Here is a 22,001-nt window from a genome sequence, read left to right as displayed (position 1 = left end):
TGTTATATGCCGATGCTTACTGCGCGATTGCATCGGGTTTGCTGGCATTGGCTAGATGCTCCGCCACCCGGCGGTCCAGCTCGGGTTTCCACTGCTCGGGCATTACGGCCAGGACCAGCTTTTCTATGCGCTCGATCTCGGCCAGTTGCTGCTGATTGTGCGTCGCCGATTTCGCGGCGCTGTTCCACATGTAGATCTTCGCCAGGTCCTTGGGCGTCAGCACTCCTGTCTGAGGATCGACGGGTGCGTTGGCATACAGGATGGCGGTGGCGAGGTAGGCCGGTGCGTAGCCCTCCATCGCCGCATGCTCCAGCCAGAACCGGGCGTTCTGCGGATCGGCCTCCCCGCCCTGCCCCTCGCTCAACATCAGGCCGAGCTGAAATTGCGCCTCATGAACATGCCGTTGTGCAGCCTGCTCGTACCAGAACCTGGCCAGAGTCAGGTTCTGCGGCACTTCACTGCCTTTCTGGTAATACGCCGCCAAAGTCATCATCGCGGGCGTCGACTGCGCCTGGGCGGTCGAGGTACAGAGGGCCAGACCGCGCGGGATATCCTTGTCCACCAGTCGCCCTTCGATATACAGCTGCCCGGCTGCGCAGGCTGCCGCGACCAGTCCACCGTTCACTGCCGCCTGATACCACTTCAGTGCCGCCTGACCATCCACCGCAAGACCGATGCCTTGGGCGTAGCAGTCACCGTAAAATTGCTGGGCCGTCGGGATCGAGGCGTGCGCTGCACGACCGAACCATCCACAGGCTGCCGTGGGGTCGGCAGGCCGGCCCCAGCCCCGCTGTTCGATAAGCCCCAGGGCGAATTGAGCCAGTCCATTGTTATCGGCGTGCAGGGAATACTCTTGATAGGCCACCCGATAGTCGGCCTCGGCCATGGCCTTGTCCGCACGCTCCAGGCCCACACGCAAATCACGTACCGGGGACGGCGTCAGGGCAGCGCTCGCGCCCGTACTCAACAAAAGTAATAACCACAGGATTGGACGCACGACGACTCCTTGTCCGAATCATGCGCCGGCACGCGCGGAGTCGCGCGCCCGACGCCGAACGCCGACTAATTGTTCGAGGGGAAGATGCCACTGACGGCGATGAAATAAGGCATGACTAGATAGGGCGGCATCGTCGGTACATCGGCACCGCCACCAATGGATCCGGTCGCGCCACTCACCTGGGCGCTGCCGTTCAGCGTCGTGGTGGCATTGCCTGTCACCGTGACCGGTGCGGTGATGCCGTTATTCACCGTCATCGTCAGGTCACCCGAGATGGACGCGGCATTGAGGACCGCGTCAGGCGTACCAGCGGTGCTGTAGAGGTTGCCCTGCGCGCCGCCGCTCTTGCCCAGAAGGTTCCCGCCTGGAGTCCCGGTCCCGCCCGAGGAAGAACCGTTCAACTTCAGGCCGGTGGTCGGCCCGACCAGCTTCACGCCAGACAGATTGGCAGTGGCGCTGAGGCTGGAGAGCGTGGTGGTCGCCGTTACGGTGCTCATCGACACCGGCAGGTTGTTCAGCGGCAGCGCGTGCGGGGGCAATTGCGCGATGCTCAGCTTGAGCGACACGGCGCCCCCCGTTTTCCCGATCGGCTGCGCACTGTTGCGGCTGTCGAAACCGACGATGACCCTACCGCGCAGGTCAGGCAACATGAAGTTGGTTCGCCCATCCCCGCCGTACGTCGTACCAATGAGTGCGAACAGCGCGTTGTACTGACTGATGTTGAGCGTCTGGCCTGCGGCCTGAACGTACTGGTTGTTGCCGAAGCCTTGCAGTTGAGGCGTTCCATTGCCGAACGCCATGACGCACACACTGGCGATGTAAGGCTCCATGTTGCAGGCGGAACTGGAAGGGCTCCAGGCCATGAAGCCGAGGGCACAGGACAGTGCTAGCGCAGAAACGGATTTCTGTGAGGAGAGTTTCATCTTGCTCAGATTCCTTTAGGCAAGTTGGGAGGGCACAGCGGTTTCAAAGCACAGTCGTCGAATATCGAAGCGGCTGTAAGTCCATTTCCACGTTGTCGAAACTCAGGCTCACCTGTGCGCCGAGACGCGCGAATGAGCCTCGGAGTGAGTCATGCAGGGGTTAAATCGGAACGGTAGAAACGATTGGAAAGACAGGGGTGGCTGGAATCAGCACCCGCGGATCGAGCTGAGCAACCACTACGCGATGGGTAAGCATCCTGTGCTCCTGTCCGCCGGTCTGTCGACGGATATCCTGTATGACCTTTGCCGGACAACCCGAAGCTGCGGGCTGGCAGATGATCTGAACGCGCAAGGGAGCGCTTCACGCAGGAGATTAGCGCTTTAGTGGCAAGCGTGCACTTTTTTCTGATGGCATTATGACCACGCCTCTTTTTCCGGAGTTTCCCCATGCCCCCAGAAGGCAGCCTGCTGCAGACCGCCGTCATCTTCCTGCTTGCCGCCGTGGTCGCCGTGCCCTTGGCCAAACGCCTGCAACTGGGCGCGGTAATCGGTTACCTGCTGGCGGGGGTCGCCATCGGCCCGCAGGCACTGGGCCTGATTCGCGACACCGAAAGCGTGGCGCACATCTCCGAGCTGGGCGTGGTCCTGCTGCTGTTCATCATCGGCCTCGAACTCTCGCCGCGGCGCCTGTGGCTGATGCGCAAGGCGGTATTCGGCGCAGGCCTGGCGCAGGTGCTGCTGACCGGCTGCCTGATCGGCGCCATCGCCTGGTTCGGCTTCGGCCAGACGCTGTCTGCTGCGGTGGTGCTGGGCCTCGGCCTGGCGCTGTCGTCCACCGCGCTGGGCCTGCAGAGCCTGGCCGAAAGCCGGCAACTGAATGCCCCGCACGGCCGTCTGGCCTTCGCCATCCTGCTGTTCCAGGACATCGCAGCCATTCCGTTGATCGCCTTGGTGCCGCTGCTGGCCAGCGGACCGGACAACAGCCACGGCGACAACCTCGAGCATGGCCTGCGCATCGTCGGCAGCATCGCCATCGTTATCGTCGGCGGGCGCTACCTGCTGCGCCCGCTGTTTCGCATCGTCGCTCGTACCGGGCTGCCGGAGGTGTCCACCGCCACAGCGCTGCTGGTGGTGATCGGCACCGCCTGGTTGATGGAAGAGGCCGGCATTTCCATGGCCCTGGGCGCCTTCCTCGCCGGCCTGCTGCTGGCGGACTCGGAGTACCGGCACGAACTGGAGTCGCAGATCGAACCCTTCAAGGGGCTGCTGCTGGGGCTGTTCTTCATCAGCGTGGGCATGGGCGCCAACCTCGGTCTTCTGCTCGACGCACCTGTCCTGCTGCTGGGCCTGACGCTGTTGCTGGTAGCGGTGAAACTGCCGCTGCTGATGCTGGTGGGACGCGCGGTCGGCGGGCTGAGCCGAGTCAGCGCGCTACGCCTGGGACTGGTGCTGGCCGCTGGCGGCGAATTCGCCTTCGTGGTGTTCAAGCTGGGCAAGGACGAGGGCCTGTTCGACGCCTACACCTACGACCTGCTGCTGATGACCATCACCCTGTCGATGGCCCTCACGCCGCTATTGCTGCTGGCCAGCGCGCGGCTGATCAAACGCCCGGCGCCGGCCCGCGAGGTGCCCGAGCATTACCGCAGCATCCAGGCCGATACGCCACGGGTGGTGATCATCGGCATGGGCCGCATGGGCCAGATCGTGGCGCGGATCCTGCGCGCGCAGAAGGTGCCGTTCATCGCGCTGGACACCTCGGTGGATGCGATCGAAATGACCCGCTCCTTCGAGCAGGCGCCGGTGTTCTATGGCGATCCGCTGCGCCCGGAGGTGCTGCATGCGGCCAAGGTCGGCCAGGCGGAGTATTTCGTGATCACCATCGACGATGCCGAGGCCGCCGTGCGCATCGCCGAACGGGTAAAACAGGAATACCCGCACCTGAAAGTCATCGCCCGGGCGCGTAACCGCCAGCATGTGCACAAGCTGGTGGACGTAGGTGCCGAGCCGATTCGCGAGACGTATTACTCGAGCCTGGAGATGACCCGCCTGACCCTGATCGGCCTGGGCCTGAGCGAGGCCCAGGCGGCCGATCGCATCCAGCGCTTCACCGAGCACGACCAGCAGGTGCTGGAGGCCCAGGGGCGTGTGCGTGACGACCGCGCCAAGGTGATGCAGACCGCGCAGGAAGCCCGGGTCGAGCTGCAGCGCTTGTTCGAGTCCGACAACGACTGAACCTCAGAGGGCTGCTCGGCAGCCCTCATGAGCGGCACGCGAACTCAAACGTCCGTCACCTTCTGCCAGACCTTGGGCCGGAAGAACAGCGTCTCGCCGCGCGCCAGACCGGTGAGGCTGTCATGGTCCTTGACCACTTCGGCCTCGATCAGCTCGCTCTGCCCTTCGACCTTCAAGGTCACCCGCGTGGTCGCGCCCAGCGGGCGGATGTCGCGCACCTCGGCGGCGTGATGGCCTTCGGTCTCGTGGCGCGACAGCGACACCTCATGCGGACGGAACAGCACGTGGTTGCCTTCGCTCAGGGCCAGGCGATTGGAGTCGCCCAGGAAGTGATAGACGAAGTCGTTGGCCGGCTGCTCGTACACCTCGCCCGGCGAACCGATCTGCTCGATCACGCCCTTGTTCATCACCACGATGCGGTCGGCCACTTCCATGGCCTCTTCTTGATCGTGGGTGACGAACACCGAGGTCAGGTTGATGTCCTCGTGCAAACGCGCCAGCCAGCGGCGCAGCTCCTTGCGCACCTTGGCATCCAGGGCGCCGAACGGCTCGTCGAGCAGCAGCACCTTGGGCTCCACCGCCAGGGCGCGGGCCAGGGCGATGCGCTGACGCTGCCCGCCGGACAACTGCTCGGGGTAGCGGTCGGCGAGCCAGTCGAGCTGCACCATGTTCAGCAGCTCATGAACCTTCTCGGCGATGCGGCTTTCGCTCGGCCGCTCGCCCTTGGGCTTCATGCGCAGACCGAAGGCGACGTTGTCGAACACGCTCATGTGACGGAACAGGGCGTAGTGCTGGAACACGAAGCCGACGTTGCGATCGCGCACGTCGTGGCCGGACACATCCTCGCCATGGAACACGATGCTGCCATCGTCCGGGGTTTCCAGACCGGCGATGATGCGCAGCAGGGTGGTCTTGCCGCAGCCGGACGGGCCGAGCAACGCCACCAGCTCACCGCTGTGGATATCCAGGTTGATGGCGTTCAGGGCCTGGAAACTGTTGAAGCGCTTGCTGACGTTACGAACTTCGATCGACATGACTCATTCCTCCGCGGCGCTGTGGCGCAGGCGGTTAATTCGGTTCTCGCTCCACTGCTTGAGCAGCAGGATGAAGAGCGCCAGGATCAGCAGCAGGCTGGCCACGCTGAAGGCCGCCACGTGGTTGTACTCGTTGTAGAGGATCTCCACGTGCAGCGGCAAGGTGTTGGTGACGCCGCGAATGTGCCCGGACACCACCGACACCGCGCCGAATTCGCCCATGGCCCGGGCGGTGCACAGCACCACGCCGTAGATCAGGCCCCACTTGATGTTCGGCAAGGTGACGTGCCAGAACATCTGCCAGCCGTTGGCGCCCAGCAGGCGCGCGGCCTCCTCCTCCTGGGTGCCCTGCTCCTGCATCAGCGGGATCAGTTCGCGAGCGACGAAGGGCACGGTGACGAAGATGGTCGCCAGGACGATGCCCGGCAGGGCGAAGACGATCTGGATATCGTGGTCCTGCAACCACGGCCCGAACAGGCCCTGGGCGCCGAACATCAGCACGTAGACCAGGCCGGCGATCACCGGCGAGACCGAGAACGGCAGGTCGATCAGGGTGACCAGCACGCTCTTGCCACGGAAGCTGTACTTGCTCACGCACCACGCAGCGCTGACACCGAACACCAGGTTCAAGGGCACCGAGATCACCACGGCGAGCAACGTGAGTTCGAGCGCCGCCAGCGCGTCGGCCTCGAAGATCGCCTCGAAGAAGGTGCCGAAGCCGTTTTTCAGCGCCTGCGACACCACGATCACCAGCGGCAGCAGCAGGAACAGCGCGAACACCAGCCAACCGAGGCCGATCAGCACGCGCCGTGAGGTGGCGCTGCCACGGCGGGCGGCATTGGCGGCAGCGCTTGCGTTCAGAGTGGATGAAGACATGACCGGGCCTCCTTCAAGGGGTTTCGATGCGCCGCTGAAGCAGGTTGATCAGCAGCAGCAGGATGAAGGAAACCACCAGCATCAGCACGCCGATGGCGGTGGCGCCGGTGTAGTCGTATTGGTCGAGCTTGACCATGATCAGCAGCGGCAGGATCTCGGTCTTCATCGGCATGTTGCCGGCGATGAAGATCACCGAACCGTACTCGCCCACGCCTCGGGCGAAGGCCAGGGCGAAACCGGTGAGCCAGGCCGGCAGCAGCGCCGGCGCCAGCACATGACGGAACACTTGCAACGGCTTGGCGCCCAGGCACGCGGCGGCTTCCTCGACTTCACGCGGGATGTCGGCGAGCACCGGCTGTACCGTGCGCACCACGAACGGCAGGGTGACGAAGGTCAGCGCCAGAGTGATGCCCAGCGGCGTGTAGGCGATCTTCAGGCCCAGGTCGGTGGCGAACTGACCGACCCAGCCGGACGGCGCATACAGCGCGGTCAGGGCGATGCCGGCCACGGCGGTGGGCAGGGCGAACGGCAGGTCGATCATCGCGTCGATGATCTTGCGGCCGGGAAAGGTGTAGCGCACCAGCACCCAGGCCAACAGGGTGCCGATCACCCCATTGATGAGCGCGGCGCACAGGGCAGTGCCGAAACTCAGCTTCAGCGCAGCGAGCACACGCGGTGCGCTGACGATGGTCCAGAACTGCTCCCAGGTGAGCTGGGCGGCATGAATGAACATGGCGGCCAGCGGTATCAGCACGATCAGGCTGAGGTACACCAGTGTGTAGCCCAGCGTCAGCCCGAAGCCGGGTATGACGGGGGAAATGCGACGTGACATAGGAATCCCTGGTTGAACGCACGCAGCCCGGGAGCGCTCCCGGGCCGCTGCAGGCTACTGAAGGGTGTTGCATTCGGGGGCCGCAACGCAGCCCCGGTGATTCATTGCGCCTGGTAGATCTGGTCGAACACACCGCCATCGTTGAAGAACTTCGGCTGTGCAGTTTTCCAGCCGCCGAAGTCCTTGTCGATGGTCACCAGGTCCAGTTTCGGGAACTGCTTGCCAAACTCGGCAGCGACCTTCTCGTCACGGGGACGGTAGAAGTTCTCGGCAGCGATCTTCTGCCCGGCCGGGCTGTACAGGTACTTGAGGTATTCGGTGGCGATCGCGGTATTGCCTTTCTTCTCGGCGTTCTTGTCCACCACCGCCACCGGCGGCTCGGCCAGGATCGACAGCGACGGCACGACGATCTCGAACTTGTCGCTGCCACCGTCTTCCTTGAGCGCCAGGAAGGCTTCGTTTTCCCAGGCCAGCAGCACGTCACCCTGACCGTTGTTGACGAAGGTGATGGTCGAGCCGCGCGCACCGGTATCGAGCACCGGCACATGCTTGAACAGCTCCTGCACGTAGGCCTTGGCCTTGTCCTCGCTGCCGCCGCTCTTCAGGCCGTAGGCCCAGGCAGCCAGGAAGTTCCAGCGGGCACCGCCGGAGGTTTTCGGGTTCGGGGTAATGACCGAAACGTCCTTCTTGATCAGGTCGCCCCAATCCTTGATGCCCTTGGGGTTGCCCTTGCGCACCAGGAACACGATGGTCGAGGTGTAGGGGGTGCTGGCGTCCGGCAGGCGGGTCTGCCAGTTCTCGGGCAAGGTCTTGCCGAGCTTGGCGATTTCGTCGATGTCGCCCGCCAGCGCCAAGGTCACCACGTCGGCGCGCAGGCCGTCGATCACTGCCCGGCCCTGCTTGCCCGAACCGCCATGGGACTGCTGGATCTTCACCTTGTCGTCCGGATGCGCCTGTTGCCAGTGCTTGATGAACTCGGCGTTGTACTGCTGGTACAGCTCACGGGTCGGGTCGTAGGACACGTTGAGCAGTTCGTAGTCCTTGGCGATCGCGGAACCGGCAAACACAGCGCTGGCCAGGGCGGCGAGCGCGTAACGGCGGATGGACATGCTGAAGCTCCTGAAAAGGGTGTTTTCTAATTAGAGGTGTTGGCGATCAGCCGGACTTCTGCCCTGGCTGCTGCAGGCGAAACTTCTCCTTGCGCTCGATCTGCACCACCTGGGCGTTGTGCACGGTGATCTCCACCGCGCCATAGCGCAGGTCGCGCAGGGCGCTCTGGATCTCACGCAGAATGGTGGCTTCGTCCTGTCCGTCGATGCTGCGCAGCGATGCACTCATGCTCGTTCTCCGTTGAGTCGGGGTGCCGGGCAGAGGGGAGGAATTGCGCCTGGCTTGAGGGCAATAGTAGTGAGGGCGGGATATTCTTAAAAATAATGTTTAAGAATGTTTATATAACTTTTAGTAAGGTCACATCCAGGCCTGACCCCGCGATCCCTGTAGGCGCGGCGCCAGTGCGCCTACAGGAGCGTGCAGCCAGCGGCCTCAGTGTTTTTCCTGCGGCTCGCGGATCTTGTACCAGGCCACGTACAGCGCTGGCAGGAACAGCAGGGTCAACAGCGTTGCGCTGATGATGCCGCCGATCATGGCGTAGGCCATCGGGCCCCAGAATACCTCGCGGGCAATGGGGATCATGCCCAGGCTGGCCGCCGCGGCGGTGAGCAGGATCGGTCGGCGGCGGTGATTGGTAGCCTCCACCACGGCATCCCACGGCGCGTAGCCATCGGCCTCGAAGGCATCGATCTGGGTCACCAGGATCACCGAGTTGCGGATGATGATGCCGATCAGCGCGAGTATCCCCAGAATCGCCACGAAGCCCATCGGCGTACCGGTCGGTACCAGTGCCAGGACCACGCCGATCAACCCCAGCGGCGCCACGCTGGCCACCAGGAACAGCTTCTGCACGCTGTGCAACTGGATCATCAGGAAGGTCGCCATGAGGAACAGCATCAGCGGCAGCACTTTGGCGATCGGACCCTGGGCCTTGCCGCTTTCCTCCACCGTGCCGCCGGTGGCCACTTCGTAGCCGACCGGCAGGGAACCGGCGAACTCGTCGATCTTCGGCTTGAGCTGGGCCACCAGGTCGGTGGGCTGGATGTCGCCATTGACCGAGGCCTTGATGGTGATGGTCGGTTTGCGATCGCGACGCCACACCAGCGGCTGCTCCAGCTCGTAGCGCACCGTGGCGAACGACAGCAGCGGAATCGACACGCCGCTGGGGCTGACGATCTGCAGGTCCTGCAGGGTGTCCGGCGAGCCGCGCTCGCTGTCCTTGGCCCGCGCCACCACGTCGATCAAGTAGATCTCGTCGTTGACCTGGGTGACGGGCGCGCCGCTGACGATGCTGTTCATCACATTGGCCACGTCCTCGGACGACAGCCCCAACTGCCGCGCCTTGTCCTGGGCGATCTCCACGCGCAGCACTTTGCCCGGCTCGTTCCAGTCGTACATCATCTCGCCGATGTTGGGATTCTTGTCGAGCAGGGTGGCCAGGTCGATGGCGTGCTTGCGCACCTCGTCGATGTCCTTGCCACTTACGCGGTACTGGATCGGCCGGCCCACCGGTGGCCCCATTTCCAGCGATTGCACGTTGGTGCCGATGCCGACGAAGTCCTTGCGCAGACGCTCCTGCAACTTGGCGATCAGCGCGTTGCGCTGCTCCAGGCCCGTGCTGACGATCACCAACTGGGCGTAATACGGGTTCTGCAATTGCTGGTCGAGCGGCAGGTAGAAGCGCACCGCGCCCTGGCCGATGTAGGTGCTCCAGTGGTCGATGTCCGGATCGTCCTTGAGCGTCGCTTCGAGGCGATCGACCACGCGACGGGTTTCCTGGATCGAGGCATTCTGCGGCAGGTTCAGGTCGAGCAGGATTTCCGGCCGGTCCGAGGACGGGAAGAACTGGTTCTGCACGAAGCGCATGCTCAACAGCGCCAGGGCGAACAGCAGCACGGTGCCGATGATGGTCAGCCAGCGATGGCGCATGCACCACAGCAGGCTGCCCTCGAAGGCGCGGCCAATGCGCCCCGGTTCTTCGTCATGGGGTTTGACCTTGCTGCTGAGGATGTGCACCCCGAGCACCGGGGCGAAAAACACCGCCACCACCCAGGACACCAGCAGCGCCACCGCGATCACCGCGAACAAGGTGAAGGTGTATTCGCCCGCCGAGCTGGCGTTGAGGCCGATGGGCACGAAGCCGGCCACCGTGACCAAGGTGCCGGTGAGCATCGGGAAGGCGGTCGAGGTATAGGCGTACGTGGCCGCCTCCTGCTTGCTCTCGCCCATTTCCAGGCGCGTGACCATCATCTCCACGGTGATCATCGCATCGTCCACCAGCAGGCCCAGGGCGATGATCAGCGCGCCCAGGGAAATGCGCTGCATGGTGATGCCGCTGTACTCCATGAACACGAAGACCATCGCCAGCACCAGCGGGATCGAGCAGGCCACCACCAGCCCGGCACGGATGCCCAGGCTGATGAAGCTGACCACCAGCACGATGATCACCGCCTCGAACAACGCGCTGGTGAAGCCGCCGACGGCGTCTTCGACCACCCGCGCCTGGTTCGACACGGTATGCACGCCCACCCCGACCGGCAACTCGGCGGTGATGGCGTCCATCTTCTCGCGCAGGACCTTGCCGAATTCCTGAATGTTGCCGCCCTTCTTCATGCCGATCGCCAGGCCGATGGCGGTCTGGCCGTTGTAGCGGAACATAGGCGCCGGCGGATCCTGGAAGCCGCGCTCGATGTCGGCGATGTCGGCCAGGCGGAAGAAACGATCGTTGATGCGCAGGTTGACCACTTGCAGGTCTTTCTCCGAGGCGAACTGGCCCGTGGTACGCACCGAGATGCGCTCGGGACCGGCCTCGATCACCCCAGCCGGGGTCACCGCGTTCTGCGCTTGCAGGGCCTGCATGACCTGGCGTTGATCGATGCCCAGCGCCGCCAGCTTGCGGGTGGAGAAGTTCAGGTAGAGCACCTCGTTCTGCACACCGATGGTCTCGACCTTGCCGATGTTCGGCACTTCGCGCACCTCGGCGCGCACCTGCTCGACATAGTCGCGCAACTGGCGCAGGTCCAAACCATCGGTGGTGAAGGCGTAGATCGACCCGAACACGTCGCCGAACTCGTCGTTGAAGGCCGGACCCTGCAAGCCTTGCGGAAACTCGCCACGGATGTCCTGGATCTTCTTGCGCACCTGGTACCAGATCTGCGGAATGTCCTCGGCCTGGGTGGTGTCGCGCAGGTACACGAACACCGTCGACTCGCCGGGGCGGGTGTAGCTCTTGACGTAGTCGAGTGAATCCAGCTCTTCGAGCTTTTTCTCGATGCGGTCGGTGACCTGGTACAGGGTTTCGTCCTGGGTCGCGCCCGGCCAGCGGGTCTGGATGACCATGGTCTTGATGGTGAAGGACGGATCTTCTTCGCGTCCCAGGTTCATGTAGGAGAACACGCCCATCAGCAAGGCGACGAACATCAGGTACCACACGAAGGACTGGTGCTTGAGCGCCCAGTCCGACAGGTTGAAGCGTCCTTTCATCGTGCGTCCTCGTCGACTTTGACCGGCTGGCCCGGTTTGAGGCTGTTGACGCCCGCAGTGACCACGCGCTCGCCCGGCTGCAAGCCGCTGGCGACCACGATGCGCTTGGCGTCGCGGTCGATGAGCGTGACCTCGCGGGTCGCTACGCTGTGCTGTTGCGGATCGACCACCCACACCAGGGTCTTGCCCTCGCGCTCGATCAGCGCGGTGGCCGGCAGCTCGCTACGTGGGCTGATGGCCGAGCTGAGGGTGACACCCACTGCAGTGCCCAGGTGGAAGGCCGGCGGCGTGCTGGCCAGGGTCAGCCGCGCGCGGCGGGTCCGGGTGGCGGCATCGGCCTGGGGCTCGAGCTCGCGCAGGGTGGCGGTGGTGGCGATGCTCGGGTCCAGTTGCGAGGCGACGGTGAACACCAGCGATGGGCTGAGCTGCTCGGCAACCGGGATCGGCAGGTCGATCACCGCCTCCTTGACGTCGGGGCGCGCCAGCGTGACCACTTCCTGGCCGGCACTCACCGTTTGCCCAGCCTCGGCGCGCCAAGCGGTGACCACAGCGGCGTGATCGGCCTTGAGCGTGCTGTAGCCCAACTGGTCACGGGCCTGGCTGACCGACGCGCGCGCCTGCTCCAGCGAGGCGCTGCTGGTCTTCAGGTCGGTCTGGGCGATGTCCAGTTGAGCCTGGGCGCCGACGCCACGGTCATACAGTTGCTGCTGGCGGCGGGCGTTGGCCTGGGCATTGATCCACTGCGCCTGGACCCTGGCCAGGTCGCCCTCGGCAGCGCGCAGTTGGTTCTGTTGATCGGTGGGGTCGAGGGTGGCGAGGGTCTGGCCTGCCTCGACCTGCGCGCCGACATCCACCCAGCGCCGGGCGATGCGACCGGACACGCGAAAGCCCAGCGTGCTTTCATAACGCGCCTCGATGTTACCGGCGAAGCGGCCCAACTGCGCCTGGGACAAAGGCTGCACCACGGTGGACAGCACCGGCCGCACCGGCTCGGGCTTGTCGTCGTCGCCCTTGCAGCCGCCCAACAGCACCAGGGCGCCCAGCATCATCAGCAGCACCTTCATGGCTGTACCTCCGGGGCCTTGGCATCGACGGTCTCGACCTGCATGCCGGGATGCAGCAGTTGCCCGCCGCTGACCACCACGGCTTCGCCGCCTTTCAGGCCTTCGCCGATCACCACGCGCCCGGTGAGATAACGCGCCACCTGAACCTTGCGCAACTCGACCTTGTCGCCGTCACCGACCACCCACACCGCCGGCGCGTGCAGGGCCTTGGTCAGGCTCGACCAGGGCAGCTCGACGCTGGGCCGGGCCTGGGCACGGGCAGTGGCGGTGACCGGCGAGCCGAGCTGCATGGCCGGCGGCACCTCGCGCAGGGCGACCTTGACCTGCACCGTGCCGCTCTGGGCGGACACCGTGGGCGTGACTTCGCGGATGCGCCCCTGGGCTTGGATTTTGGGGTTGTCCAGCAAGCGCACCGTCATGCTTTCGTCGCTGGACGGCGCCACCAGCAGTGATTCATAGACGTTGAACACGGCATCGCGGTCGCCATCGGCAGCCAGGGAGAAGATCGGCATGGTGGCCTGCACCACCTGCCCGACCTCGGCCTGGCGCGCAGTGATCACCCCGTCCGCCTCGGACACGAGCCCGGTGTAGCCCAACTGCTCACGGGCCGTGGCCAGTTGCGCCTGGGCAGCCTTGAGCGCGCTCTGGCTGCTGCGCAGGGCGGCCTCGGCCGAGTCGTACTCGCTCTGGCTGGTGTAGCCCTTGGGCAGCAGTTTCTGCTGGCGCACGAACGCGGCGCGGGTCTGGGTGACCCGCGCCTGCTCGGCGAACACGGCAGCCTTGGCCGAGTCCACGTTGTTCTGCAGATCCTTGGGGTCCAGGCGCGCAAGCACTTGCCCGGCCTTCACGTGGTCGCCCACATCGACGCTGCGGGCAATGATCTTGCCGCCCACGCGGAACGACAGGTCGGTCTGCACCCGTGCCTGGATATCGCCGGTGAGGGTGACGTTGGCGGCGAAGTCGCGCGACTCCACGCGCGTCACACCGACACGCGGCAGCTCTGCGGCGGGCGGTTTTCCCTCGCAGCCTGAAAGCACGCTCATCGCCCCCAGAAAGACGATCGACAGCGCACGCGTAAACGACATGCCGGCTCCTTGCTTGCGCGCAAATGATTCGTGGGATGCGACTGCTCAGGGTAGTTCAGGGTTCCACAAACAGTAACGACGTACAGCGGCCAAGCTTGCCGATGGACCATACTGCGCCCTCGCACCCGCGTCGAGGACCGCACATGCTCACCACATTGGCCATCGCCAACTACCGCTCGATCAACGAACTGGTCATGCCCTTGGGACCACTGAATGTGATCACAGGTGCCAACGGCAGTGGTAAATCCAATTTGTACAAGGCCCTGCGCCTGCTGGCCGAAACCGGTCGCGGCGGGGTGATCAATGCCCTGGCCGCCGAGGGCGGTCTGGACTCCACGTTCTGGGCCGGGCCGGAACACATCACCCGGCGCATGCTGTCGGGCGAGGTCGCGGTCGAGGGTGGCCCGCGTCAGGAGGTCAAGCGCCTGAAAATGGGCTTCGCCGGGGACGACTTCGGCTATGCCATCAGCCTGGGTTTACCGCCACCGACCCGCTCCAAGTTCGCCCTCGATCCGCAGATCAAGCAGGAGGCGTTGTGGGCAGGACCGGTGTGCCGACCCGCCAGCCTGCTGGTGCAGCGCAAGGCCGCGATGGTCAAGGCGCGCGACGGGCGTCAGTGGCAGGTCCTGCACCAGCACCTGAGCGAGTTCGACAGCCTGTTCGACCAGGTGGGCAGTCTGCACGGCTCGCCCGAGGTGCTGCACCTGCGTGAGCGCATCCGCAGTTGGCGCTTCTACGACCACTTCCGCACCGACCCCGACGCCCCGGCACGCCAGTCGCGCCTGGGCACCCGCACCCCGGTGCTGCATCACGACGGCCGCGACCTGGCGGCGGCGTTGCAGACCATCGACGAGATCGGCGACCTGCAGGCGCTGAACGCGGCGGTCAGCGACGCCTTTCCCGGCGCCCAGGTCAAGGTCGACGCCGAGGCCGGTGGGCTGTTCAGCCTGCGCTTCTACCAGCCCGGCCTGCTGCGCCCGCTCAGCGCTGCAGAGCTGTCGGACGGCACGCTGCGCTACCTGTTGCTGGTGGCGGCGCTGCTCACGCCCAGGCCGCCGAGCATGATGGTGCTCAACGAGCCGGAAACCAGCCTGCACCCGGACCTGCTGCCGGCGCTGGCGCGGCTGATCGTGCGGGCCTCGCGCGACTGCCAGGTATGGGTGGTGTCCCACGCGCCGCGTCTGGTGGCGGCGCTGGAACAGGATGAACGGTGCAATTCGATCCAACTGGACAAGGCCCTGGGCCAGACCGTGCTGGTGGGCCAAGGCATGCTGGATCGACCGATGTGGAACTGGCCCGATTAGCCGAAGGTGCACGATCGGGTGATCGTGCGGGGTGGAGCGGATCGGTCGGCGTTGGCAGGGAGATGCGGTCTGGCGTGGATACGCGGGCGTGCCGGTCGCGGGTAGATCGCAGCAGCGACTTACCCGCGACAGGCCCGGTCAGGTCGACGCAGCCGTCTGCACCGGACGCCGGACCTGGGGCTGGCCGACGTTCGCCGCAGCCCCTTCCTCGATGGCCTGCTGGATGGCCTTGCGGCGGCGTTCTTCGGCGCGACGGCTGAAGTACCACACCAGGAAGGTCACCAACGACACCGAGAGCAGGATCAGGCTCGCCACGGCGTTGATCTCAGGCTTCACGCCCAGACGCACCGCCGAGAACACCTCCATCGGCAAGGTGGTCGAGCCGGGGCCGGACACGAAGCTGGCTAGCACCAGGTCATCCAGCGACAGGGCGAAGGACATCATGCCACCGGCCGCCAGCGACGGCGCGATCATCGGGATGGTGATCAGGATGAACACCTTCCACGGCTTGGCACCCAGGTCCATCGCCGCTTCCTCGATCGACAGGTCCAGCTCGCGCAAGCGTGCCGACACCACCACCGCCACATAGGCCGCGCAGAACGTGGTGTGGGCGATCCAGATGGTGACGATGCCACGCTCCTGCGGCCAGCCGATCATCTGCGCCATGGCCACGAACAGCAGCAACAGCGACAGACCGGTGATCACCTCGGGCATCACCAACGGTGCGGTGACCAGGCCCCCGAACAGGGTGCGGCCCTTGAAGCGGGTGACCCGGGTCAACACGAAGGCGGCCAACGTGCCCAGCGCCACCGCGGCCACCGCCGTGTAGCAGGCGATTTCCAGCGAGCGCATGACCGACCCCATCAACTGGGTGTTGTCGAGCAGGCCGACGTACCACTTCACCGACCAACCGCCCCACACCGTCACCAGCTTCGAGGCGTTGAACGAGTAGATCACCAGGATCAGCATCGGCAAGTAGATGAACAGCAAGCCGAGCACCAGCATCAGCTTGGAGAAACCGAAGCGCTTCATGCCCTGCCCTCCATTTCCTTGGCCTGGCTGCGGTTGAACAGCAGGATCGGCACGATCAGGATCGCCAGCATCACCACGGCCAATGCCGAGGCCACCGGCCAGTCGCGGTTGTTGAAGAATTCCTGCCAGAGCACTTTACCGATCATCAGGGTTTCCGGGCCGCCGAGCAGTTCGGGGATGACGAACTCGCCCACCACCGGGATGAACACCAGCATGCAGCCGGCGATGATGCCGTTCTTCGACAGCGGCACGGTGATCTTCCAGAAGCTGTTGAAGGTGCTCGAGCCCAGGTCGCTGGCCGCTTCCAGCAGGCTCTGGTCATGCTTCACCAGGTTCGCGTACAGCGGCAGGATCATGAACGGCAGGTACGAATAGACCACGCCGATGTACACCGCCAGGTTGGTGTTGAGGATCTGCAGCGGCTGGTCGATCAGCCCGGTCCACAGCAGGAAGCTGTTGAGCAGCCCGTTGTTGCTGAGGATGCCCATCCAGGCATAGACGCGGATCAGGATCGCGGTCCAGGTCGGCATCATGATCAGCAGCAGCAGCACCGTCTGGTACTCCTTCTGCGCCTTGGAGATGGCGTAGGCCATGGGGTAGCCGATCAGCAGGCACAGCAGGGTGCTGAAGAAGGCGACCTTGAGCGAACCCAGGTAGGCCGAGATGTACAGGTCGTCTTCGGTGAGCAGGCCGTAGTTGGCCAGGTTCAGCACCAGTTGGATCTTGTCCTCGACGTAGGTGTAGATCTCGGTGTACGGCGGAATGGCCACGTCGGCTTCGGCGAAGCTGATCTTCAGCACGATGAAGAACGGCAGCATGAAGAACAGGAACAGCCAGATGAACGGCACGCCGATCACCAGGTGGCGTCCCTCCGGGACGATGCGCTTGAGGGCTCGTTTGAGCTTTCGTGGTTTCATGAGCGCAGTACCACGCCGCTGTCGTCTTCCCACCAGACGAACACTTCGTCGTCCCAGGTCGGCCGTGCGCCCTGGCGCTCGGCGTTGGCGACGAAGGACTGGACGATCTTGCCGCTGGGCAGTTGCACGTAGAACACCGAGTGACCGCCCAGGTAGGCGATGTCATGGACTTTGCCACGCGACCAGTTGTGCTCGAAATCGGGCTGGGTGGTGGTGACCAGCAGCTTCTCGGGACGCAGTGCGTAGGTGATGTGCTTGTCCTCGACCGAGGTGCTGACGCCGTGACCGACGTAGATCTTGCGCTCCAGCTCCGGCGAGGCGATCAGCGCGTGGCCTTCGGCGTCGTCGATCACTTCACCTTCGAACAGGTTGACGTTGCCGATGAACTCGCAGACCAGGCGGCTGGTGGGGGTCTCGTAGATATCCACAGGCGAGCCGATCTGGGCGATCCAGCCCAGGTGCATGATGGCGATGCGCTGGGCCATGGTCATGGCCTCTTCCTGGTCGTGGGTGACCATCACGCAGGTCACGCCGACCCGCTCGATGATCTCCACCAGTTCCAGTTGCATCTGCGAGCGCAGCTTCTTGTCCAGCGCGCCCATCGGTTCGTCGAGCAGCAGCAGCTTGGGGCGCTTGGCCAGCGAACGGGCCAGGGCCACGCGCTGACGCTGGCCGCCGGAGAGCTGGTGCGGCTTGCGCTTGGCGTACTGGGTCATGTGCACCAGCTTGAGCATCTCGGTCACGCGGGCTTCGATATCGGCCTTGGGCATCTTGTCCTGCTGCAGGCCGAAGGCGATGTTCTGCGCCACGGTCATGTGCGGGAACAACGCGTAGGACTGGAACATCATGTTGATCGGCCGCTCGTAGGGCGGCATGTCGGTGATGTCCACGCCATCGAGGAAGATCCGCCCTTCGGTGGGACGTTCGAAGCCGGCGAGCATGCGCAGCAAGGTGGACTTGCCCGATCCGGAACCGCCGAGCAGAGCGAAAATCTCGCCCTTGCGGATCTCCAGGGACACATCGTCCACGGCGACGGTTTCGTCGAACTTCTTCGTGACCCGGTCGATCTTGACCAGCACCTGCTTGGGTTGCTGGCCACCCTCGAGGGCTTTCTTATAGGCACCGGAGGCAACTGCCATGAGTGAAACTCCCAACAAGATTTTGATGCCCGGACGGCCTGTGTGCAGGGCCGCGCCGGGTCTGGATGGTTACTTGCCCGACTTGACCTTGGTCCAGCTGCGGGTCATCAGACGTTGCACCTTGGGGGGCAACTCCGCGTTGACGAACATCTTGTCCAGCACTTCCTGCGGTGGGTAGACCGCGGCGTCAGTTCTCACAGCCTGATCCATCAGGTCGCCAGCCTTGAGGTTGGGGTTGGCATAACCGACGTAGTCACTGACCTGGGCGATAACCTCAGGTTTCAGCAAATAGTTGATGAAGGCGTGGGCCTGCTCGACGTTCTTGGCGTCCTTGGGGATGGCCAGCACGTCGAACCAGAGATTGCCGCCTTCCTTGGGAATGGCGTAGGCCAGGTTCACGCCCTTCTTGGCCTCGGCGGCGCGCGCCTTGGCCTGGAATACATCGCCGGAGAAACCGGCGGCCACGCAGATGTCGCCGTTGGCCAGGTCGGTGATGTATTTGGAGGAGTGGAAATAGGTCACGTAGGGACGCACGGCCAGCAGTTTCTGCTCGGCCTTCTGGTAGTCCTTGGGGTTGCTGCTGTTGGGGTCCAGCCCCAGGTAGTTGAGCACCGCTGGCAGCATTTCGTCCGCCGAGTCGAGGAAGGCGACGCCGCATTTGGAGAGCTTCTTCATGTTCTCCGGTTCGAACAGCACCGCCCAGGAGTCGATGCGTTCCACACCCAGCGCGGCCTTGACCTTGTCAACGTTGTAGCCGATGCCGTTGGTGCCCCACAGGTAAGGCACCGCGTACTGGTTGCCCGGATCGTTCTTGGTCAGACGCTTCATCAGCGCCGGATCGAGATTGGAATAGTTGGGCAGCAGTTGCTTGTCGAGCGGCTGGAAAGCGCCCGCCTTGATCTGCTTGCCGAGGAAATGGTTGGACGGCACCACCACGTCATAGCCGGTGTTGCCGGCCAGCAGTTTGCCTTCCAGGGTTTCGTTGGAATCGAACACGTCCAGCACCGGCTTGATGCCGGTTTCTTTCTCGAAATCGGCCAGCGTGTTGGGGCCGATATAGTCCGACCAGTTGTAGATATGCACCGTGGGCGCCGCTTGAACGCTGAGGGCCAGCGTCAGACCTGCTCCAGCCATCATGGCCTTGCGCACTACAGAGATAGACAAGGGGTGGGTCCTCACAATCAGAGCCTTCGGTGGCGTCGGGGTGTGGCCGTACACGCGAAACGGCCGCGCAACTTACCTGCGTGGCGTCGATGCCGCAATCGACAATCGCGCTAAAAGCGCTCTGGACCGCGCTTCGGCGGCCCAGAGGTGACGCATCGGCGTTACTTGCCCGACTTGATCTTGGTCCAGATACGGGTGATCACGCGCTGAGCCGCAGCCTCGGGCGCAGCGATCGCGTACAACTGTTTCTTCACCTCGGCCGGCGGATAAATGCTCGGGTCGCTGGTGATGTCCTTGTTCACGTACTGGGTAGCGGCCTTGTTGCCGTTGGGGAAGCGCACGGCGTTGGTGATCTCGGCCATGATTTCCGGCTGCAGCAGGAAGTTCATGAACTCATAGGCCGCTTCTTTGTGATCCGCGTCCTTGGGCATGGCCACCATGTCGTAGAAGGTACCGGCGCCTTCTTTCGGAATGATGTAGTCCAGTTTCACCTTGTCGCCCGCTTCATGGGCACGGGCTTTGGACTGCTCCAGGTCACCGGAGTAGCCGACGGCCAGGCAGATGTTGCCGTTGGCCAGGTCACCGATGTACTTGGAGGAGTGGAAGTAGGTGATCGACGGACGAATCTTGAGGAACAGGTCCTCGGCCGCCGCCAGGTCTTCCTTCTTGGTGCTGTCGGTGGGCAGGCCCAGGTAGTGCAGTGCGGCCGGCAGCATCTCGGTCGGCGCATCCAGGAAGCTCACCCCGCAGCTCTTGAGCTTGGCGATGTTCTCGGGCTTGAACACCACGTCCCACGAATCGATCTTGTCGATGCCCAGCGCCGCCTTGACCTTCTCAGGGTTGTAGCCGATGCCGATGGAGCCCCACATGTAGGGGAAGGCGTATTTGTTGCCCTTGTCGCTGGCATCGCCGACGGCCTTGAGCAGGTCTTCATCGAGGTTTTTCCAGTTCGGCAGTTTGGAGCGGTCCAGCTCCTGGTAGACGCCCGCCTTGATCTGCTTGGCCAGGAAGTTATTCGACGGCACCACGATGTCGTAACCCGACTTGCCGGCCAGCAGCTTGGCCTCGAGGGTTTCGTTGCTGTCGAAGACGTCGTACTTGACCTTGATGCCGGTCTGCTTCTCGAACTTGGCGATGGTGTCCGGTGCGATGTAGTCCGACCAGTTGTAGACGTTCAGCACCTTGTCTTCAGCCTGAACAGCGGTGGCCATGGCGCCCATCAGAGCGGCAGCCAGCAGCGTCTTGCCCATTTTCTTCATGCGTTGTGCTCCAGAATGTTCTTAGTAGCCATCTGTTCAGCGGCCAGGTCCCCGTGGTGCAAGACGGGCGACTGAAACAGCCGCTAGTCTGGCAAGTTACCAGGCGCCGTTTCAACAACGGCAAGGCCTGGCGAGCACTTAATGTCACATCGCTAGCCTAGCAAAGGGCTAGCGGATGGCTTCCAGCGTCAGGTCCAGGCACTTGCGCGCCTTTTCCACCAGTTCGTCCACTTCGGCGTGGCTGATCACCAGCGGCGGAGCGATGATCATGGTGTCGCCTACCGCGCGCATGATCAGGCCGTTGTCGAAGCAGAAGTTGCGGCAGATCATGCCCACACCCTGCCCCTCGTAACGGCTGCGGGTCGCCTTGTCCTTGACCAGCTCGATCGCGCCGAGCAGACCCAGGCCGCGCACCTCGCCCACCAGGGGATGGTCCTGCAGCTCACGCAGTCGTTTTTGCAAGTACGGTGCCACCTCGTCGCGAGCACGCTCGACGATGCTTTCTTCGCGCAGGATGCGCAGGTTTTCCAACCCCACCGCTGCCGCCACCGGGTGACCGGAATAGGTGAAGCCGTGGTTGAAGTCGCCGCCTTCGCTGAGCACCTGGGCCACCTTGTCGCGCACGATCACGCCGCCCATGGGGATGTAGCCGGAGGTCAGGCCCTTGGCGATGGTCATCAGGTCCGGCGCCAGGTCGTAGTAGTCGCTGCCGAACCACTGGCCGGTGCGGCCGAAGCCGCAGATCACTTCGTCGGCGACGAACAGGATGTCGTAGCGGGCGAGGATCTCCTTGATCTTCGGCCAGTAGGTGTCAGGCGGGATGATCACCCCGCCGGCGCCCTGGATCGGCTCGGCGATGAAGGCCGCGACGTTGTCTTCGCCGACTTCAAGAATCTTCTTTTCCAACTGCTCAGCCGCCCACACACCGAAGGCGTCGGGCGTCATGTCACCGCCTTCGCCGAACCAGTAAGGCTGCGGGATGTGGACGATGCCCGGGATCGGCAGGCCGCCTTGTTCATGCATGCCGCTCATGCCGCCCAGGCTGGCGCCGGCCACGGTAGAGCCGTGATAGCCGTTGACCCGGCCGATGAGGGTCTGCTTGTGCGGCTTGCCCTTGAGCGCCCAGTAATGACGCACCATGCGCAGCACGGTGTCGTTGCCCTCGGAGCCGGAGCCGGTGAAGAACACATGGCTCATGCCCGCCGGCGCCACGTCGGTGATCGCCTTGGCCAGCTCCAGCGCCGGTGGGTGGGCAGTCTGGAAGAACAGGTTGTAGTAGGGCAGCTCGCGCATCTGCCGCTCGGCCGCCTGCACCAGTTCCTCACGGCCGTAGCCAACCGCCACGCACCACAGGCCGGCCATGCCGTCGAGGATCTGCTGGCCTTCGCTGTCCCACAGATGCACGCCCTTGGCCTTGGTGATGATGCGCGGGCCCTTTTCCTTCAACTGCTTGTAGTCGCTGAACGGGGCCAGGTGGTGCTCGCCGCTCAACTGCTGCCATTCACGGGTTTGCGGATTGTTGACGCTCATCGGTTTCTCCAGGGTCCGAG

18 protein-coding genes are annotated in these 22,001 nt (G+C 64.1%); 2 read left to right on the top strand and 16 right to left on the bottom strand.

From position 1 onward, the window contains the following. Positions 1–16 precede the first annotated feature (16 nt). Entirely contained in the window at positions 17–997 is a 981-nt protein-coding gene (locus tag ACK2SD_RS01040; protein WP_412461130.1) for a tetratricopeptide repeat protein, read from the bottom strand. A gap of 65 nt (positions 998–1,062) precedes the next feature. Further along, complete coding sequence (locus ACK2SD_RS01035; protein WP_412461129.1) at positions 1,063–1,920, bottom strand: phage tail protein; 858 nt, start codon at positions 1,918–1,920, stop codon at positions 1,063–1,065. A gap of 447 nt (positions 1,921–2,367) precedes the next feature. Between ACK2SD_RS01035 and ACK2SD_RS01030 the strand changes: the two genes are divergently transcribed. Beyond that, positions 2,368–4,152 carry a monovalent cation:proton antiporter-2 (CPA2) family protein gene (locus ACK2SD_RS01030; RefSeq protein WP_039581721.1) on the top strand — a complete coding sequence of 595 codons (1,785 nt, stop codon included), beginning with the start codon at positions 2,368–2,370 and terminating at the stop codon, positions 4,150–4,152. 44 nt (positions 4,153–4,196) lie between these two features. Here ACK2SD_RS01030 and ACK2SD_RS01025 read toward each other — a convergent pair whose 3' ends face one another. The 8 genes from ACK2SD_RS01025 to ACK2SD_RS00990 all read right to left on the bottom strand — a co-directional run bounded on the left by ACK2SD_RS01025 (position 4,197) and on the right by ACK2SD_RS00990 (position 13,636). Beyond that, entirely contained in the window at positions 4,197–5,186 is a 990-nt protein-coding gene (locus ACK2SD_RS01025; protein ID WP_039581723.1) for a sulfate/molybdate ABC transporter ATP-binding protein, read from the bottom strand. Between the two features lie 3 nt (positions 5,187–5,189). After that, complete coding sequence (gene cysW, locus ACK2SD_RS01020; protein ID WP_029612536.1) at positions 5,190–6,062, bottom strand: sulfate ABC transporter permease subunit CysW; 873 nt, start codon at positions 6,060–6,062, stop codon at positions 5,190–5,192. A gap of 13 nt (positions 6,063–6,075) precedes the next feature. Continuing rightward, positions 6,076–6,894, bottom strand: a complete 819-nt coding sequence (gene cysT, locus ACK2SD_RS01015; RefSeq protein WP_039581727.1) for a sulfate ABC transporter permease subunit CysT — start codon at positions 6,892–6,894, stop codon at positions 6,076–6,078. Between the two features lie 101 nt (positions 6,895–6,995). Continuing rightward, positions 6,996–8,003: a sulfate ABC transporter substrate-binding protein gene (locus tag ACK2SD_RS01010; RefSeq protein WP_039581729.1), complete on the bottom strand. Its 1,008-nt coding sequence runs from the start codon at positions 8,001–8,003 to the stop codon at positions 6,996–6,998. Positions 8,004–8,049: 46 nt separating this feature from the next. Beyond that, positions 8,050–8,232: a sulfur starvation response protein OscA gene (gene oscA, locus ACK2SD_RS01005; RefSeq protein ID WP_029615266.1), complete on the bottom strand. Its 183-nt coding sequence runs from the start codon at positions 8,230–8,232 to the stop codon at positions 8,050–8,052. Between the two features lie 204 nt (positions 8,233–8,436). Then, entirely contained in the window at positions 8,437–11,487 is a 3,051-nt protein-coding gene (locus tag ACK2SD_RS01000; RefSeq protein WP_039581732.1) for an efflux RND transporter permease subunit, read from the bottom strand. Beyond that, entirely contained in the window at positions 11,484–12,551 is a 1,068-nt protein-coding gene (locus ACK2SD_RS00995; RefSeq protein ID WP_412461128.1) for an efflux RND transporter periplasmic adaptor subunit, read from the bottom strand. The genes ACK2SD_RS01000 and ACK2SD_RS00995 overlap by 4 nt, the downstream gene beginning before the upstream one ends. Continuing rightward, positions 12,548–13,636 (bottom strand): efflux RND transporter periplasmic adaptor subunit, encoded by a 1,089-nt coding sequence (locus tag ACK2SD_RS00990; RefSeq protein WP_412461127.1) that lies wholly within the window; start codon positions 13,634–13,636, stop codon positions 12,548–12,550. The genes ACK2SD_RS00995 and ACK2SD_RS00990 overlap by 4 nt, the downstream gene beginning before the upstream one ends. A 143-nt stretch (positions 13,637–13,779) precedes the next feature. Here ACK2SD_RS00990 and ACK2SD_RS00985 point away from each other — a divergent pair, with 143 nt between their 5' ends. Next, positions 13,780–14,940 (top strand): AAA family ATPase, encoded by a 1,161-nt coding sequence (locus ACK2SD_RS00985; protein WP_039581740.1) that lies wholly within the window; start codon positions 13,780–13,782, stop codon positions 14,938–14,940. Positions 14,941–15,078: 138 nt separating this feature from the next. Here ACK2SD_RS00985 and ACK2SD_RS00980 read toward each other — a convergent pair whose 3' ends face one another. From ACK2SD_RS00980 to ACK2SD_RS00955, 6 genes are all read right to left on the bottom strand, one after another. Further along, the gene (locus ACK2SD_RS00980; protein ID WP_029614921.1) at positions 15,079–15,972 is read right to left on the bottom strand and encodes an ABC transporter permease subunit; all 894 of its coding nucleotides are present in this window, start codon (positions 15,970–15,972) and stop codon (positions 15,079–15,081) included. Next, on the bottom strand, positions 15,969–16,889 hold the full coding sequence (locus tag ACK2SD_RS00975; protein ID WP_029614920.1) for an ABC transporter permease subunit: 921 nt from the start codon (positions 16,887–16,889) through the stop codon (positions 15,969–15,971). The genes ACK2SD_RS00980 and ACK2SD_RS00975 overlap by 4 nt, the downstream gene beginning before the upstream one ends. After that, positions 16,886–18,028, bottom strand: a complete 1,143-nt coding sequence (gene potA / locus ACK2SD_RS00970; protein WP_029614919.1) for a polyamine ABC transporter ATP-binding protein — start codon at positions 18,026–18,028, stop codon at positions 16,886–16,888. The genes ACK2SD_RS00975 and potA overlap by 4 nt, the downstream gene beginning before the upstream one ends. 69 nt (positions 18,029–18,097) lie before the next feature. Next, a complete protein-coding gene (locus tag ACK2SD_RS00965; RefSeq protein WP_029614918.1) occupies positions 18,098–19,192 on the bottom strand; it encodes a polyamine ABC transporter substrate-binding protein in 1,095 nt (364 codons plus the stop codon). Positions 19,193–19,353: 161 nt separating this feature from the next. Next, a complete protein-coding gene (locus ACK2SD_RS00960; protein ID WP_412461126.1) occupies positions 19,354–20,451 on the bottom strand; it encodes a polyamine ABC transporter substrate-binding protein in 1,098 nt (365 codons plus the stop codon). 168 nt (positions 20,452–20,619) lie between these two features. Further along, the gene (locus ACK2SD_RS00955) at positions 20,620–21,981 is read right to left on the bottom strand and encodes an aspartate aminotransferase family protein (RefSeq protein ID WP_412461125.1); all 1,362 of its coding nucleotides are present in this window, start codon (positions 21,979–21,981) and stop codon (positions 20,620–20,622) included. Positions 21,982–22,001: the final 20 nt, after the last annotated feature.

The organism is Pseudomonas sp. SC11 (assembly GCF_047039205.1).
Classification (GTDB): domain Bacteria; phylum Pseudomonadota; class Gammaproteobacteria; order Pseudomonadales; family Pseudomonadaceae; genus Aquipseudomonas; species Aquipseudomonas boreofloridensis.
Note: the sequence above shows the minus strand (reverse complement) of the source record. Positions and strands in the feature narration are given on the sequence as shown.